This is a genomic window from Cohaesibacter sp. ES.047, assembly GCF_900215505.1.
Taxonomy (GTDB): Bacteria; Pseudomonadota; Alphaproteobacteria; order Rhizobiales; family Cohaesibacteraceae; genus Cohaesibacter.
The window spans coordinates 3,939,574-3,953,881 of sequence record NZ_LT907844.1; the positions used below are offsets into that span (position 1 = coordinate 3,939,574).

14 protein-coding genes and 2 tRNA genes are annotated in these 14,308 nt (G+C 55.7%); 9 read left to right on the plus strand and 7 right to left on the minus strand.

The window, feature by feature from the left end:
* Positions 1 to 50 precede the first annotated feature (50 nt).
* Positions 51 to 275 carry a hypothetical protein gene (locus CPH65_RS17945; protein ID WP_157747778.1) on the minus strand — a complete coding sequence of 75 codons (225 nt, stop codon included), beginning with the start codon at positions 273 to 275 and terminating at the stop codon, positions 51 to 53.
* Between the two features lie 223 nt (positions 276 to 498).
* Between CPH65_RS17945 and coaD the strand changes: the two genes are divergently transcribed.
* The 5 genes from coaD to tgt all read left to right on the plus strand — a co-directional run bounded on the left by coaD (position 499) and on the right by tgt (position 4,675).
* Positions 499 to 999, plus strand: a complete 501-nt coding sequence (coaD, locus tag CPH65_RS17950; RefSeq protein WP_096175126.1) for a pantetheine-phosphate adenylyltransferase — start codon at positions 499 to 501, stop codon at positions 997 to 999.
* 44 nt (positions 1,000 to 1,043) lie between these two features.
* Positions 1,044 to 1,541, plus strand: a complete 498-nt coding sequence (locus CPH65_RS17955; RefSeq protein ID WP_096176492.1) for a peptidylprolyl isomerase — start codon at positions 1,044 to 1,046, stop codon at positions 1,539 to 1,541.
* 99 nt (positions 1,542 to 1,640) lie between these two features.
* Positions 1,641 to 2,114 (plus strand): peptidylprolyl isomerase, encoded by a 474-nt coding sequence (locus tag CPH65_RS17960; protein WP_096175127.1) that lies wholly within the window; start codon positions 1,641 to 1,643, stop codon positions 2,112 to 2,114.
* Positions 2,115 to 2,381: 267 nt separating this feature from the next.
* On the plus strand, positions 2,382 to 3,431 hold the full coding sequence (gene queA / locus CPH65_RS17965; protein WP_096175128.1) for a tRNA preQ1(34) S-adenosylmethionine ribosyltransferase-isomerase QueA: 1,050 nt from the start codon (positions 2,382 to 2,384) through the stop codon (positions 3,429 to 3,431).
* A gap of 83 nt (positions 3,432 to 3,514) precedes the next feature.
* Positions 3,515 to 4,675 (plus strand): tRNA guanosine(34) transglycosylase Tgt, encoded by a 1,161-nt coding sequence (gene tgt, locus CPH65_RS17970; RefSeq protein WP_096176493.1) that lies wholly within the window; start codon positions 3,515 to 3,517, stop codon positions 4,673 to 4,675.
* Positions 4,676 to 4,761: 86 nt separating this feature from the next.
* Here tgt and CPH65_RS17975 read toward each other — a convergent pair whose 3' ends face one another.
* From CPH65_RS17975 to CPH65_RS17985, 3 genes are all read right to left on the minus strand, one after another.
* Positions 4,762 to 5,229: a DUF4864 domain-containing protein gene (locus tag CPH65_RS17975; protein WP_157747779.1), complete on the minus strand. Its 468-nt coding sequence runs from the start codon at positions 5,227 to 5,229 to the stop codon at positions 4,762 to 4,764.
* A 430-nt stretch (positions 5,230 to 5,659) separates the two neighbouring features.
* Positions 5,660 to 5,735, minus strand: a tRNA-Lys gene (locus CPH65_RS17980).
* 214 nt (positions 5,736 to 5,949) lie between these two features.
* Positions 5,950 to 6,025: transfer RNA gene (locus CPH65_RS17985), tRNA-Lys, on the minus strand.
* Between the two features lie 415 nt (positions 6,026 to 6,440).
* Here CPH65_RS17985 and CPH65_RS17990 point away from each other — a divergent pair.
* A complete protein-coding gene (locus CPH65_RS17990; protein ID WP_096175130.1) occupies positions 6,441 to 7,178 on the plus strand; it encodes a cytochrome c biogenesis CcdA family protein in 738 nt (245 codons plus the stop codon).
* Between the two features lie 4 nt (positions 7,179 to 7,182).
* Here CPH65_RS17990 and CPH65_RS17995 read toward each other — a convergent pair whose 3' ends face one another.
* Together CPH65_RS17995 and CPH65_RS18000 are read right to left on the minus strand one after the other, a co-directional pair.
* A complete protein-coding gene (locus CPH65_RS17995; protein ID WP_197703884.1) occupies positions 7,183 to 8,106 on the minus strand; it encodes a DMT family transporter in 924 nt (307 codons plus the stop codon).
* 153 nt (positions 8,107 to 8,259) lie between these two features.
* Positions 8,260 to 9,336 carry a hypothetical protein gene (locus CPH65_RS18000; RefSeq protein WP_096175131.1) on the minus strand — a complete coding sequence of 359 codons (1,077 nt, stop codon included), beginning with the start codon at positions 9,334 to 9,336 and terminating at the stop codon, positions 8,260 to 8,262.
* A 168-nt stretch (positions 9,337 to 9,504) separates the two neighbouring features.
* Between CPH65_RS18000 and glmU the strand changes: the two genes are divergently transcribed.
* Positions 9,505 to 10,854 carry a bifunctional UDP-N-acetylglucosamine diphosphorylase/glucosamine-1-phosphate N-acetyltransferase GlmU gene (gene glmU, locus CPH65_RS18005; protein ID WP_096175132.1) on the plus strand — a complete coding sequence of 450 codons (1,350 nt, stop codon included), beginning with the start codon at positions 9,505 to 9,507 and terminating at the stop codon, positions 10,852 to 10,854.
* Positions 10,855 to 10,984: 130 nt separating this feature from the next.
* Positions 10,985 to 12,811 (plus strand): glutamine--fructose-6-phosphate transaminase (isomerizing), encoded by a 1,827-nt coding sequence (gene glmS, locus CPH65_RS18010; protein ID WP_096175133.1) that lies wholly within the window; start codon positions 10,985 to 10,987, stop codon positions 12,809 to 12,811.
* Positions 12,812 to 12,844: 33 nt separating this feature from the next.
* Here the strand turns inward: glmS and CPH65_RS18015 are convergent, their stop codons facing one another.
* On the minus strand, positions 12,845 to 13,228 hold the full coding sequence (locus CPH65_RS18015; protein ID WP_096175134.1) for a YbaN family protein: 384 nt from the start codon (positions 13,226 to 13,228) through the stop codon (positions 12,845 to 12,847).
* 210 nt (positions 13,229 to 13,438) lie between these two features.
* Between CPH65_RS18015 and CPH65_RS18025 the strand changes: the two genes are divergently transcribed.
* Entirely contained in the window at positions 13,439 to 14,260 is an 822-nt protein-coding gene (locus tag CPH65_RS18025; RefSeq protein WP_096175136.1) for a DUF502 domain-containing protein, read from the plus strand.
* The last annotated feature ends 48 nt before the right edge of the window (positions 14,261 to 14,308 follow it).

Below are 14,308 nucleotides of genomic sequence, written 5' to 3' on the forward strand. Positions count from 1 at the left end.
AGACCGGTATAAAGAGTTCTCATTTTGCCAATAAGGCCCAATGAGAAAGCTCAGAACATCGACACATTGCGGACTTCGCAGCCCTGGGATCCTTTGATGGCAACGCACTCGTCATTGCTCGCCGTCAAGGAAAACTCCACGCTCGAAAGTGTCATTGGCGTGCCATAACCATCAGAAAGCGCTGAACTTTCGCTCATCGCGATGAATGAAAGCCCCAAAACACAGATCAGAATTCCTGTTGCGACCATCAACTGAGTTTTTGTCAAAGTTGCCATAATCCTACCCCTTGCCCCGATTTTGCCCTTATGCAGTTAACAAACTTTTAGCTCTGTGTACATGAAAGAGCCCTGACTTTTTTGTTCATGTGGCATTCATGTTTTTTCATGGCCACAGAGATAAGACACTCGCAGGCATCAAATGGTTCATTTTTTTACAGGCACGATCCGTTAGTCGATTCCTGCTTGTGATAAAAGAGGGGGAACGGTATGGAGGAGGACCATGTCGAAAAAAACCGCACTCTATCCCGGATCGTTTGATCCCATAACGCTTGGACACCTGGACATTGTTCACCGGGCCTGTCGCGTCGTCGACAAGCTGGTGATTGCAATCGGGGTCCACCATGGCAAGAAGCCTTTCTTCACCACCGAGGAGCGCTTCACGCTCGTCCATGACGTCGTGGCACCGATCGCTGGTGAAACCGGAACGGAGTTCGAAGTCGTCGCCTTTGATGATCTGGTCATTGAGACGGCGGTGCGCACCGGCTCGACCATGATGATCCGCGGACTTCGCGACGGGACGGATTTCGACTATGAAATGCAGATGGCAGGAATGAACGAAACTCTGGCCCCCGACGTGCAAACCGTCTATCTGCCCTCCAGTGGTGCTGTGCGCCACATTGCTGCCAGTCTGGTGCGCCAGGTTGCCATCATGGGGGGAGACATTTCTCCCTTTGTACCCAAGGCAGTCAAAGACGCCTTTGACAAGAAGCTCACATCTTGACAGGAACCATCATGACCGAGCGTCGTACATTTGCAGCCCTCTTTATGCTCTTTGCCGCATTCTTGCTGACAGCCCCTCTGTCCGCACAGGCAGAGGAAAAAATCTATCTCGACACCGCCTATGGCCGTGTGGTCATCAAGCTGCGCCCCGACTTGGCTCCCAACCATGTCGAACGCATCAAGACCCTGACCAAACAAGGTTTCTACAACGGCCTCAAATTCCATCGTGTCATTGACGGCTTCATGGCCCAGACCGGTGATCCGCGAGGCAATGGCACCGGAGGCTCCGATCTCCCTGATCTCAAGGCAGAATTCAACGCGCACCCCTTTGAGCGCGGCGTGCTTGGCATGGCACGCTCCAAAAATCCGGACAGCGCCAACAGCCAGTTTTTCATCATGTTCGCTGACGCTTCTTGGCTAAACGGCCAGTATACCGTCTGGGGCGAAGTTGAAAAAGGCATGGAGTTCATCGACCAGATCAACAAGGGTGAGCCACCGGCAAATCCGGACGTCATCGTCAAGATGCAGGTCGTGGACGAATAGACCGCGACGGAGATCCGCACCATCTACCGACACACCCTGGCGGAACTCATGGAAAGGCACCGCCCGGAGAGCTACCATCTAAAACCAAGGAACAGACCATTGGCTGAAATCAAAGATCCCGAAAACACGCTCGTCATGGAAACCACCAAGGGCAAAGTCGTCATCGAACTGCGCCCCGATCTTGCTCCGGCCCATTGTGAGCGCCTCAAGGAACTGTCGCGCGAAGGCTTCTACGACGGCATCGTCTTCCACCGGGTGATCGATGGCTTCATGGCACAGGTCGGCTGCCCGCATGGCACCGGCACCGGCGGTTCCGACAAGCCGAACCTGAAAGCAGAGTTCAGTGCAACCAAACATGTGCGCGGTTCCTGTTCCATGGCTCGCGCGATGGATCCCAACTCTGCCAACAGCCAGTTCTTCATCTGCTTTGACACGGCCCCTTGGCTCGACAACCAGTATACCTTCTGGGGTCAGGTCATCGAAGGGATGGAAAACATCGACAAAATCAAGCGCGGTGAACCTGTTCAGGATCCCGACAGCATTGTTTCAATGAAGGTCGCAGCAGACCTCTAAAGCCAAGAGCTTAAAAGCCCGGATCAAGGTGGGAGACCAACTGGTCTCTCACCCCTCCGGGCTTTTTGATACCTAAAATGCGCAGCAGCGCGGCTTGCCGGCACACAAACGGCTTGAACTTGCGGGAAATGCGGGCTAAGAACCCGCCCATTCATGACGCCCCGGGATCATCTCATCTTTTGATGAACGCGGCTCGCCAATCGTGCCAGAACCAGTGAGAGGCGCCGCCGACTGGGCCGGATATCGCCTTCAGGATCATCAGAACCGATGCTTGTCAATCTCTTCGACTTCGACCTCCCGCCCGAGTGCATAGCGCTGCGACCGCACAATCCGCGAGACGAAGCCAAGCTTCTGTTTGTCCCGCCCGAAGGGGCGTTTGAAGACTATCAGGTGCTCGATCTACCTGATTTTCTCGCGCCCGGTGACGCGCTGATCTTCAACAACACCAAGGTCATCCCGGCTGAACTCGAGGGCACACGCGTGCGCGGCGACATCCGGGCCGGTGTGCATTTCAATCTTCATAAGCGCGAAGACCTTTCGACCTGGCGCGCCTTTGCCCGGCCAGCCAAGAAGGTCCAACTCGGCGACCGCGTCGAATTCGGAGCACATCTGTCAGCCACCATCTGCGAGAAGGGTGACGCGGGCGAAGTGGTTCTGCGCTTTGATTGCGAAGGCCAACAGCTCGACGCGGCCATTGCGGAGGTCGGGCATGTTCCCCTGCCGCCCTACATCGCCTCGAAGCGGGCAGAAGACGAACGCGACAAGTCAGACTATCAAACCATCTATGCCCGAGAAGAAGGCGCCGTTGCCGCCCCTACGGCCGGTCTGCACTTCACTGACCGTCTGTTTGAGCGGCTCGACGCAAAAGGCATCGAACGGCATTTCGTGACACTGCATGTCGGGGCAGGGACCTTCCTGCCGGTCAAGGCCGATGACACAAACGACCACAAGATGCATGCCGAATGGGGCGTCATCACGCCGGAGCTTGCCGACCATCTCAATGCAGTCCGTGCCCGCGGCAACCGGATCATCGCGGTTGGCACCACCTCCTTGCGCCTCCTGGAAAGCGCAGCGGACGCTGATGGCACCATTCGGCCCTTCAGTGGGGACACGGATATTTTCATCACGCCGGGTTATGCCTTCCGTGCCATTGATGGCCTGATGACCAACTTTCACCTGCCCAAATCCACGCTCTTCATGTTGGTGTCTGCCATCATGGGACCGGAGCGGATGCAGGCTGCTTACGCCTATGCCATTGAAAATGGTTATCGTTTCTATTCTTACGGAGATTCCTCGCTGCTGCTACGCCCGAAATGACGGGCCAAAGCGCAGGAGGTCAAAGCATCATGACAGAGCAAACCACATCCGCCACAGCAACACCGCCCCTGGGTTCCGACCGCATGGGCAAAGGACAGCCATTGCCCGAGCCGCGCCCAACTGACTTCACCTTCAAGCTCAATGCGACCGATGGTGCGGCCCGCTGCGGTGAGGTCACCATGCCACGCGGCACCATCCGCACCCCGGCCTTCATGCCGGTGGGAACGGCTGCGACAGTCAAGTTCATGTATCCCGGTCAAGTGCGCGATCTCGGTGCCGATGTCATCCTTGGCAACACCTATCATCTCATGCTGCGGCCCGGCGCGGAGCGCATTGCAGAGCTTGGCGGCTTGCACAAATTCGCCAACTGGCCCTATCCGATCCTCACCGATTCCGGCGGGTTTCAGGTCATGTCGCTGGCCAAGTTGAGAAAGATGAGCGAGAAGGGTGTGGAGTTCAAATCCCACATCGACGGCGTCAAATACATGATGACACCGGAGCGCTCCATCGAGATCCAGTGCCTCCTTGGCTCCGACATCCAGATGCAGCTCGACGAATGCACCCGGCTGCCGGCGAGTGAAGAAGAAATCGAAAAGGCGATGCAGCTCTCCCTAAGATGGGCAGAGCGTTGCAAGACCCAGTTTGGCGACCGTCCGGGGCAGGCCATGTTTGGCATCGTGCAGGGCGGCGATATTCCGCGTCTGCGCGAGGAATCAGCTCTCGCTCTCAAAGCTTTGGACCTCAAAGGCTATTCTATCGGCGGTCTTGCTGTCGGTGAGCCGCAGGAGGTCATGCTCGATATGCTCGGCATTACCTGTCCGCTGCTGCCAGACAACAAGCCGCGCTATCTGATGGGTGTCGGCACGCCGGATGATCTGATTGAATCGGTCAGTCGCGGCGTCGACATGTTCGATTGCGTCATGCCGACGCGGGCAGGGCGGCACGGCCTTGCCTACACGCGCTTTGGCAAGATCAACCTCAAGAACGCCCGCCACAAGGACGATCCGCGCCCGCTTGATCCGGAAAGTGCCTGTCCGGCGGCGCGAGACTATTCCCGCGCTTATCTGTATCACCTTGTGAAATCAAATGAAGCGCTCGGATCCATGCTGCTGACATGGAACAATCTCGCCTACTATCAAGACCTGATGCAGGGTATGCGGGATGCCATCTCAGAAGGCCGGTTTACAGATCACAAGGCATCCGTCAAGGAAGCCTGGACCCGGGGAGACATTCCTGCTCTCTAGCGCCGCAAGTCCTCTTGGCAGAACATGGCGCAGACTGAGACGACATCCCGCAGTCGGGAGGACACGGTCACACCGATCATGAAAAGCTACGTCGGATTGCCCGGCGCATGCTCTATGATGGTTGAGATGATCCGCCAGTCACCATTGCCGATATGTTGCAAGCCATAGGACAGGCGCCACCGGTTGCCTTTTGAATCCGTCAGATAGCCATGCTGAACAGGAACCTTGCCTTCCAGATCGAGACCATCGAAGTCGAACGATTTGGCATGCACCACCGGAATATACCGAATCGAGAAAAACGCCAGCATATGGCCGGGGGACTCGAATGCTTCCTGCGTCTTCTTGGTAAAGGTCTGCGAGAACAGATCGGCGCGTTGCTGGTTGAGGCTCGCGATGTGCAGTTTCACCACAAACTTGATGGTCTTGCGATCAACATTCGCCACCTGCAGGCGCTCCGCATCGCTCTGCTCGGCTTTGGCTACAACGATCTTCGGGGGCTCTTTGGGAGCGGCATTCTCGGCACTGATAGCCGGTTGGGCAACGAACGCTGCCAAACAGATACCAGCGCAAATAGGACATGTTTCATGACATGACTCCGTATCTGGTTGGCTTCTTCTCCTTGCATTATCCCAGCATCCCTGGGGCACTTCATCTTGTACGCACAGAAAAGTGTAACGCAATTTGTGCGCTTTCCTAGAGAAATCACAATAATTTTATATGGATGGGCGAAAACTAAAGACTGCCAACAGGCGACAAATGACGCACTTTGTGCGTCACAATGTAGCGATTACAAGTCACTAGATTGTCACATTACATCCCAGTCACCGAAGCAGACTGCGCTGTGAATAAACTTGTTTCACGGAAAGAGATTGTCCGGCATTGCAAGTCGGTAAATGACGAAGCGAGGAATCGGACAGACTCGAACAGCGAGAACACCTGCCAACGCAGCGATGAGGGAACGCAATCTTGGGGAAGAAAAGGGGATGGTATGCCCGGAAGGATTCGAACCTTCGACCGTCCGATTAAAAGTCGGATGCTCTACCAACTGAGCTACGGGCACATACCACAAACAACGAGAAAAACCGTCCCGTCATCAAATCATGAAGTGTGCCTGTTGTAACAGATAAATCCTCCCAGTCGAGAGGCCGCTGCTGCAAAAAGCTGTTTTCTACAGCTAATTCCTGCACACACTTGTTTCACCAACCTCTGCAACAAAATCAAAGCATCGTCAATCGCTCGGAAGCGTTTGGCATTGGCGAATTTTTGGGAAAGCATGGTATGCCCGGAAGGATTCGAACCTTCGACCGTCCGATTAAAAGTCGGATGCTCTACCAACTGAGCTACGGGCACTCCGTGTTGGTGAGCGCCTTTGTAACGGATTTTTCCGCTCAGTCAACACCAACACCAAATTCCTTTGAATTTTCGTGGGAAAACTCGACCAAGGTCATAAATCCGTGATTTGCTTCTATAGAATGACGTTTTTGCCGCCAAAGTGTTGGTGTTATGATGTGGCCTCATCCGTAGCGACAGCGACGCCCTGTCTCATGTCGTTTACGGCGCAAACAGGGGTATGCTCTCACTCAGTTATCATGTCCGGTGCATCGCCGGGCACAGTGGATGCCAAGAGTTTCACACGCAGTCGCAAGGGCGTGATTGGACATGCTTACGACATGTCGCTAATGAGGGGGCGAGCCGTATTGCGCACCGTTATTGCGACCGTCCGGCCCTAGCAAACAGTGAGCGTGAAGAAAGAAGAAAAGATACCATGGCTTTCGACGTAACTATCCCCGGGGCATTTTTGGCCGGTCTGATCTCCTTCATCTCACCTTGCGTCCTGCCGCTGGTTCCACCCTATCTGTGTTTTATCGCTGGCGTCTCGATGGATGAATTCACCGGGACCAAAGACAAGCAGAGAGCTGCCGCTCAGGTGTTCTTTTCGGCCTTCGCTTTTGTGCTCGGCTTTTCGACGATCTTCGTGCTGCTTGGTGCGGGCGCTTCCGTGATCGGACAGTATCTCAAGATGCATATGGGAATGCTGTCCTATGTGGCTGGCGCCGTCATCATTATCATGGGACTGCATTTTCTGGGTGTTTTCCGGATCGGGTTTCTTTACCGCGAAGCACGGGTGAATGTGTCGCGCAAACCGGCAGGCCTTGTTGGTTCCTATCTGATCGGCCTTGCGTTTGCTTTTGGCTGGACCCCATGCATCGGCCCGGTTCTGGCAACCATTCTGGCTATTGCGGGAACAGAGGAAAACATCCAGCAAGGAATGATCCTTCTGACCGCCTACAGCCTTGGCCTTGGCATTCCGTTTCTTCTCGCAGCCGTATTTGCCGGCAAATTCACCAGCGCCATGAGCGGCCTGCGCAAGCATATGGGAACAGTTGAAAAAGTGATGGGCGGAATGCTCGTGCTGACCGGCATTCTGTTCGTCACCGGGCAGGTGCAGAATGCCGCATTCTGGCTGCAGGAAATGCTCCCGGGGCTCAGCACAATCGGCTGATCGGTCAGGACACTTTGGAACCGGTGAACATCTGAGGCAGATAGCGCCGGGGGAAGGTCGCAAGAATGATCCCCGACATGACCAGCACAAGACCAAACAAGTGAAATGTCTTGAAGTCCTCTCCCAGGAACACCACAGCCAGCAACACCCCGACCGGCGGCAACAGATACATCACCATGCCCGCGGTAGAAGGCCCGAGAACCAAGATGCCATACTGATAGGTGATGAAGGCGAGAACAGAGGCAACGAGCGCCAGTCCGCCTATGCTCAGCCACTGATCAAGCGCCTGCGGAAAGCCATATTCGACCAGTTCGAACGCCATCACCGGGATCTGCATCAAGGCACCGACGACCGCGACAACGGCGAACATCCCCACCATTGGCACCGGCTGCAAGGCCTTGGACTTGGAGACCACCGAATAGATCGCAAAGCCGCTTGCAGCCACCACGAACAATAGATCACCCGCATTGAACTGAACATCCATCATCACCGCAAGACTGCCCTTGAAGATGATGCAGAGAATGCCGCACATGGCAAAAAGAATGCCGATGATTTCCCGCGTTGAAATCGCGCGGCCCCGAAACAGCCATTCCATCACGATAATAAGCACAGGCGTGGCGGTATAGATCAGCGTTCCGTTGGTCGCGGAAGTGTATTTCAACGACCAATAGACACCCGCTCCGCACGGAACCATCAACAAAAAGCTGTTCAACAAGACCAACCGCCACTGCCGGATCAAGGTTTCACGACTTTTGATCATCGCGCGCCATGCAAACGGCAGGATAATCAAGAAGGCCAGCCCCCAGCGCAGGAAGGTCAGCGTAAAGGGCTCGACGGTCCGGACGGCAACGGCACCGATGATGATATTGGACGCCATGAAGAACGGACAGAACGCCAACAGGGCATAGGCCAGAGTGGTGGGAGACACGGGAGAAGGGTCTTTCAAATGTCAGACAAGATGATCCCAGTGTCTATACCCAAAAGAAGACACCAGCAATTGTTAGATTTCGCCGGGGGCTGCATCTCCATGCCCGTTGTACGGGCGTCTCAGAGACAGTCGGGAGGATATTGACCTCTCCGGCTACATCTCGGCAAGCTCTTGCCCGCGATAGGTTGCGACATTGCAGGCATAGTCCTGAAACTTGAGGCGGGCACAAAGAGCCGCGGCATCGGCTGCATTTTGCAGCGGGCCGACGATCAAATCGAGAGCCAGCCGATTGTTTTCACCTTGTGAAACCCAGCTTCGCGGGGACAAATCCCCCAAGAGCTCGCTCTGAGAGTTTGAAATTTCCTTCCAGGCCGCCTTGATTTCGGAAAAAGAGATGAACTGACCCAGATCGACGGCAAAGGTGGTTTGGCTTGCCTTGCCGGGAAGAGGAGGGTTGTCGACCACTTCACTCACAGGATCCTCAGCCCCTTCCGGGAGCTTGCCATCCCCTACGAGGTCGATGGGCTTTATGCGAGGCATCATCGGTTTGTCCGCCTGATCCCCTTCAACCAGATCCATGCTGAGTGGTTCCTCGCTCACCTGAATTCTGGATGCATTCAGCTTTGAAACAGGTTTCTTGGGGGATGCCTGCCTCTGGCCTGCCTCGGGTATGTTTTGTGCGGGGCGGATCGATCCTGTCGAAGAAAAATCAATCTCTTGTTCTTTGGGCAATTTGCGGCCGTTCAGGATGATCGAAGTTGGATCGTCGCGACGCGGCAACTCGACCACACGAACATTGTCCTTACCGGTACCATCGCCCAGCTCGACCTTGGCCAACCGCTGTCTCAGACGATTGTTCTCGACTCGCATTCGGCTGATGCTGACATGAAACGAGGCGACTTCCTGCTTGAGAGAGCGAAGCTCTGCCAGCACGTCCTGCATCTGATTGGCATTCTGTTCTGCTGATTTGATGAAGGGATCATAAGATTGATTTTGCTCTTCAATCAGCTCTGACGAAGGTTTTCTGCCCGGCGCGTCGGACGGATCAGGCACAGATCCGGTAACAAGACGCGTTTCAGCATTGTCCAATGTTGCTACAACACTGGACTTGTCTGCGGTGTCGCCATTGTCATCCACCAACGTCAACGCAACCAAACCGATCAGGACTGCCGCAAATGCCCAACCAGCCATCATGGTCACGTCGAAGATGGTTTTGCCTGGCAGCGCCATCTCTTCAAGTGCCTCCGTACCACGCGAATCTTTTGTTTCACGCTTCGTTAAGCAAAGTCTTTTTTTCTCAGTCCCGCAAGGCTGTTCTCACAACTGTCTCAATTGATCCTTAGTTAATCTTGGATTACCGATATATATCAAAACGATTCCGACGCAAGGAGAGCATTCATGACCCGGCGCACATGTCAGGCAATTATCGTGGCCGCGGGGCAGGGCACTCGCATGAAATCAGACCAACCAAAGGTCTTGCACCAGATCGCAGGGCTGTCGATGATTGGTCACGTGACCAAGGCGGCAAGCGAAGCCGGTGTTGATCTGATCTCGGTTGTTGTCGGTCCAGACATGGAAGCGGTCCAAAGGGCAGCAACGGCAATCCATCCCGCTGTCAATGCGCACATACAGACAGACCGTCTGGGAACCGCCCATGCCGTGCTTGCCGCCCGGGCAGATCTCATCGATCCCAAGGATGACGTGCTGGTGCTGTTCGGTGATACCCCGCTTTTGACATCCGACACCCTCAAGTCGGTGCGTGACAGCATAGCCGAGGGGCATGATGTCGTTGTGCTCGGTTTCCGCTCTGACGTGCCCGATCCTTATGGCCGTCTCATCGAGCAAGACGGAAAGCTGGTTGCTATTCGCGAAGCCAAGGATTGCACGCCCGAAGAGTTCGCTATTTCCTTCTGCAATGCCGGGATTATGGGCTTTTCCGGAAAGCATGTGCTCGAATTGCTCGATGCCATTGATGATGACAACGCCCAGAAAGAATATTACCTGACCGACGCGGTTGAAAAGGCCCTGGCAAAAGGGCTCGGCGCCACAGCCGTGGAAGCCGATGAAGACGAATTGCAGGGGGTCAACAACCGCCAGCATCTGGCCAATGTGGAAGCCGCATTTCAACGGCGCGCACGCGACGCAGCCATGACCGCAGGGGCAACGCTCGTCGCGCCCGAGACCGTCTATTTCGCCTACGATACCAAGCTGGGCCGCGATGTTCTGATTGAACCGAACGTCATTTTTGCCCCCGGTGTCACCATTGCCGACCATGTCACCATTCGCGCTTTTTCCTACGTCGAGTCTACCAAGGTCGCAGACGGCTGCGTCATCGGCCCCTATGCCCGGCTGCGTCCGGGCACCGTACTGGAAGAGGGGGCCAAGGTTGGCAACTTTGTCGAGATCAAGAAGGCCCGCATCGAAAAGGGCGCGAAGGTGAACCATCTGTCCTACATTGGCGACGCCCGTGTGGGCGAAAAAGCCAACATTGGCGCAGGCACCATCACCTGCAATTATGATGGCTTCGACAAGTTCAAGACCGACATCGGCAAAGGAGCCTTTATCGGATCCAACACCGCGCTTGTCGCTCCGGCCACGATCGGGGATGGCGCCATCATCGGCGCGGGAAGCACCATAACGGACCCGGTTGAAGCAGATGACCTCGCCTTTACCCGCGCCCGCCCGACCGTCAAATCCGGATGGGCCGCGTCCTTCAGGCAAAAGAAGGCGGCAAAGAAGAAACACTGATACCCGGCTTGAAAGCCAGCATGATCAAGCAGACCATCGTTAGAAATTGCAACGGGATTTGATTTCCGCGAAACCGCATTTCTGCGTTACCCAATGTTTACCAAATTCATTGTTCAGGAAAGAGATTGCTATGTGTGGCATTGTCGGAATTCTGGGGAAGACCCCTGTCTCGCCCCAACTGGTGGATGCGCTGAAGCGACTTGAATATCGCGGCTATGATTCCGCTGGTGTCGCGACAATCTCCGATGGTCAGCTGGGCCGCAGGCGCGCGCCGGGCAAGTTACGCAATCTCGAACAGCTCTTGGAGGCGAGCCCGCTGCCGGGCAATATCGGCATCGGCCACACCCGCTGGGCCACCCATGGTATCCCCAACGAGACCAACGCCCATCCGCATCAGGCTGGCAACGTCGCCGCGGTCCACAATGGTATCATCGAGAATTTCCGCGAGCTGCGCGACGAGCTGACTGCCAAGGGCCATGCGTTTGAGACCGAAACCGACACCGAGACCGTGGTCCATCTGATTCAGTCAGAGCTGAACACTGGCAAGGCTCCGGTCGATGCCGTTGCGGCGGTTCTTGGTCGTCTGCACGGGGCCTTTTCGCTTGGCATCATCTTCGGCGGGGAAGAGGATCTGATGATCGGCGCCCGTCGCGGCTCGCCGCTTGCCGTCGGCCATGGCGATGGCGAGATGTTCCTCGGCTCGGACGCCTTTGCGCTGGCGCCTTTCACCGACGAGATCACCTATCTCGAAGAAGGCGACTGGGTGGTTCTTGGTCGCACTTCGATGCAGATCTATGACGAGGCCAACAATCCGGTCACCCGTGCGGCAACCACCGCAATGGCGTCTGCCAACATTGTCGAGAAGGGCAACTACAAGCATTTCATGGAAAAGGAAATGCACGAGCAGCCCGAAGTCATCCAACACACGCTCGCCCACTATGTTGACTTTGCCGGCGGCACCGTACGCCTTGCGCAGGATCTGCCGTTCGATTTTGCCAAACTGAGCCGCATCGCCATGAGCGCTTGCGGCACAGCCTATTATGCCGGGGTCATTGCCAAATACTGGTTCGAGAAGCTGGCTCGTCTTCCGGTCGATATCGATGTCGCATCCGAGTTCCGCTATCGCGAAATGCCGATGGAAAAGGACGGCCTTGCGCTGTTCATCTCCCAGTCCGGCGAGACAGCCGACACGCTGGCGTGCCTGAGATATTGCCGCGCGCAAGGTCAGCATATCGCGTCCATCGTCAACGTGACGGAAAGCACCATCGCTCGCGAGAGCGATGCCATTTTCCCGACCCTTGCCGGTCCCGAAATCGGAGTAGCCTCGACCAAGGCCTTCACCTGCCAGCTGTCGGTGCTGCTATCACTCGCGATTATGGCCGGTCGCGCCCGCGGCACTATCACGTCGGAAGAAGAACAGGCCTACACCAAGGCGCTCAGCGAGCTGCCACGCTATATCCGCGAGGCATTGAAGGCATCGGACAGCATTGCAGAGCTGGCCCACGACCTCTCCAAGGTCAAGCATGTGCTCTATCTGGGGCGCGGCACCAACTTCCCGCTCGCCATGGAAGGCGCGCTGAAGCTCAAGGAAATTTCCTACATCCATGCGGAAGGTTATGCAGCAGGCGAACTCAAACACGGGCCCATCGCCCTCATTGACGAGACCATGCCGGTGGTCGTCATCGCGCCGCACGACAGCTATTATGACAAGACCGTCTCGAACATGCAGGAAGTCGCGGCAAGGGATGGCCGCATCATTCTCATCACCGATCAGGCGGGGGCCTACAAGAACGGCCTTGAAGATTGCAAGGTGATCGAGATGCCGACAGTGCCCGAGATCATTGCGCCAATCGTCTTTGCCATGCCGGTTCAGCTTCTGGCCTATCACACGGCCAATTTCATGGGCACCGACGTCGACCAGCCCAGAAACCTCGCAAAATCCGTCACCGTCGAGTAGTCCGGTCGCGCAATGCCCTAAGCTTAAGTCAGACTATTCGTCCGACTTCGGCCCTTCTGGGCGCGTGCCGACATAGGCGGCGCTCGCAATAAAAAACAACGCGACACCCGCCAGCAACAAAGTGTCAGGCCGGGTGAGATAGATGAACATGGCAAATCCGAAGGCCATTCCCGCGAAAGCCAAAAGCTTGGCTTTGCGCGGTATCGCCTTGTGTTCGGTCCAGGCAATCACGGGTGGTCCGAATATGGGGTGATCCAGCACCCAGGCCTCAAGCTTGGGTGAAGATCGACCAAAGAAATAGACGGCCATGATGAAAAAAATGGTCGAAGGCAAAAGGGGGAGAAACGCGCCCACCACGCCAACAGCACACAGCAGGAGACCCAGCGCCAAGAAGAAAGGTCGTTTCAGTCTATCCATGGACAGGTTCCTGCGAGGGGGGACATCGCCAAAGCGAGCGGACGGTCTTGCCGGAGATAGCGACGACTGCTCGTTTTCGCAACAGGATGTGCATAGAATTCTTTCTGGATTGCGTCTTAAGCGCTTTGAACATTTCTCCAACCACACTATTTATATAGGACCGGCTTGCATGATGCGAAAGTTCCGGGTGTCAAAACGCGATAAAAAGTAATGAAAAAACAGAAACATCAAGAAACTGCGGAACTGCCCGATCACGTAAGGCTGAGGTTTGGCGCGCGTATGCGCAACTATTTCCTCACTGGTCTGGTGATTGCAGCACCCATCGGCATCACGATCTACATTACGTGGTCCTTCATCAAGTGGGTTGATGCGCAGGTAAAACCATACATTCCGCACATCTATAACCCGGACAATTACCTGCCCTTTTCGGTGCCCGGTGTCGGATTGATCTTCTCGATCCTCATCCTGACCATCCTTGGTGCCCTGACCGCCAACTTCGTCGGACGCTCGTTTGTGACATTCGGTGAGTTGATGGTTGGCCGAATGCCTCTGGTTCGCAATCTATACAATGCGCTGAAGCAGATTTTCCAGACGGCTCTTTCGCAAAAAGGCAAGACCTTCACCAAGGCAGCCGTCATCGAATATCCCCGCCGCGGCATCTGGGCGCTGGCTTTCATCGCGACCCAAACCAAGGGGGAAGTCGACCACAGGCTTCGCAAGAGTGATGAAACCAGCGACACCTATCTGTCCGTCTTCTTGCCCACGACTCCCAACCCGACCTCTGGCTTTCTTTTGTTCGTGCCGCGCCGGGATGTCATCTTGCTCGACATGGGTGTCGAAGACGCAGCCAAGCTGGTGATCTCAGCCGGCCTTGTCAGCCCCGATTTCATCGAGGAGAACGCCGCTGCCGAAGAGGAAGAAAAGGTTGCGCAATTGTTCCGGTCTGAGCCGCTTGATATGCCCTCGGAGAACGTGAGCACTCCATCCGATAAGGGCAGCCCCGCCCTGACCGATGATCATGCCGCGCGATAGATATCCCGAAAGAGGGCATCGATAACGCTATCAAAACCATTGGTGATG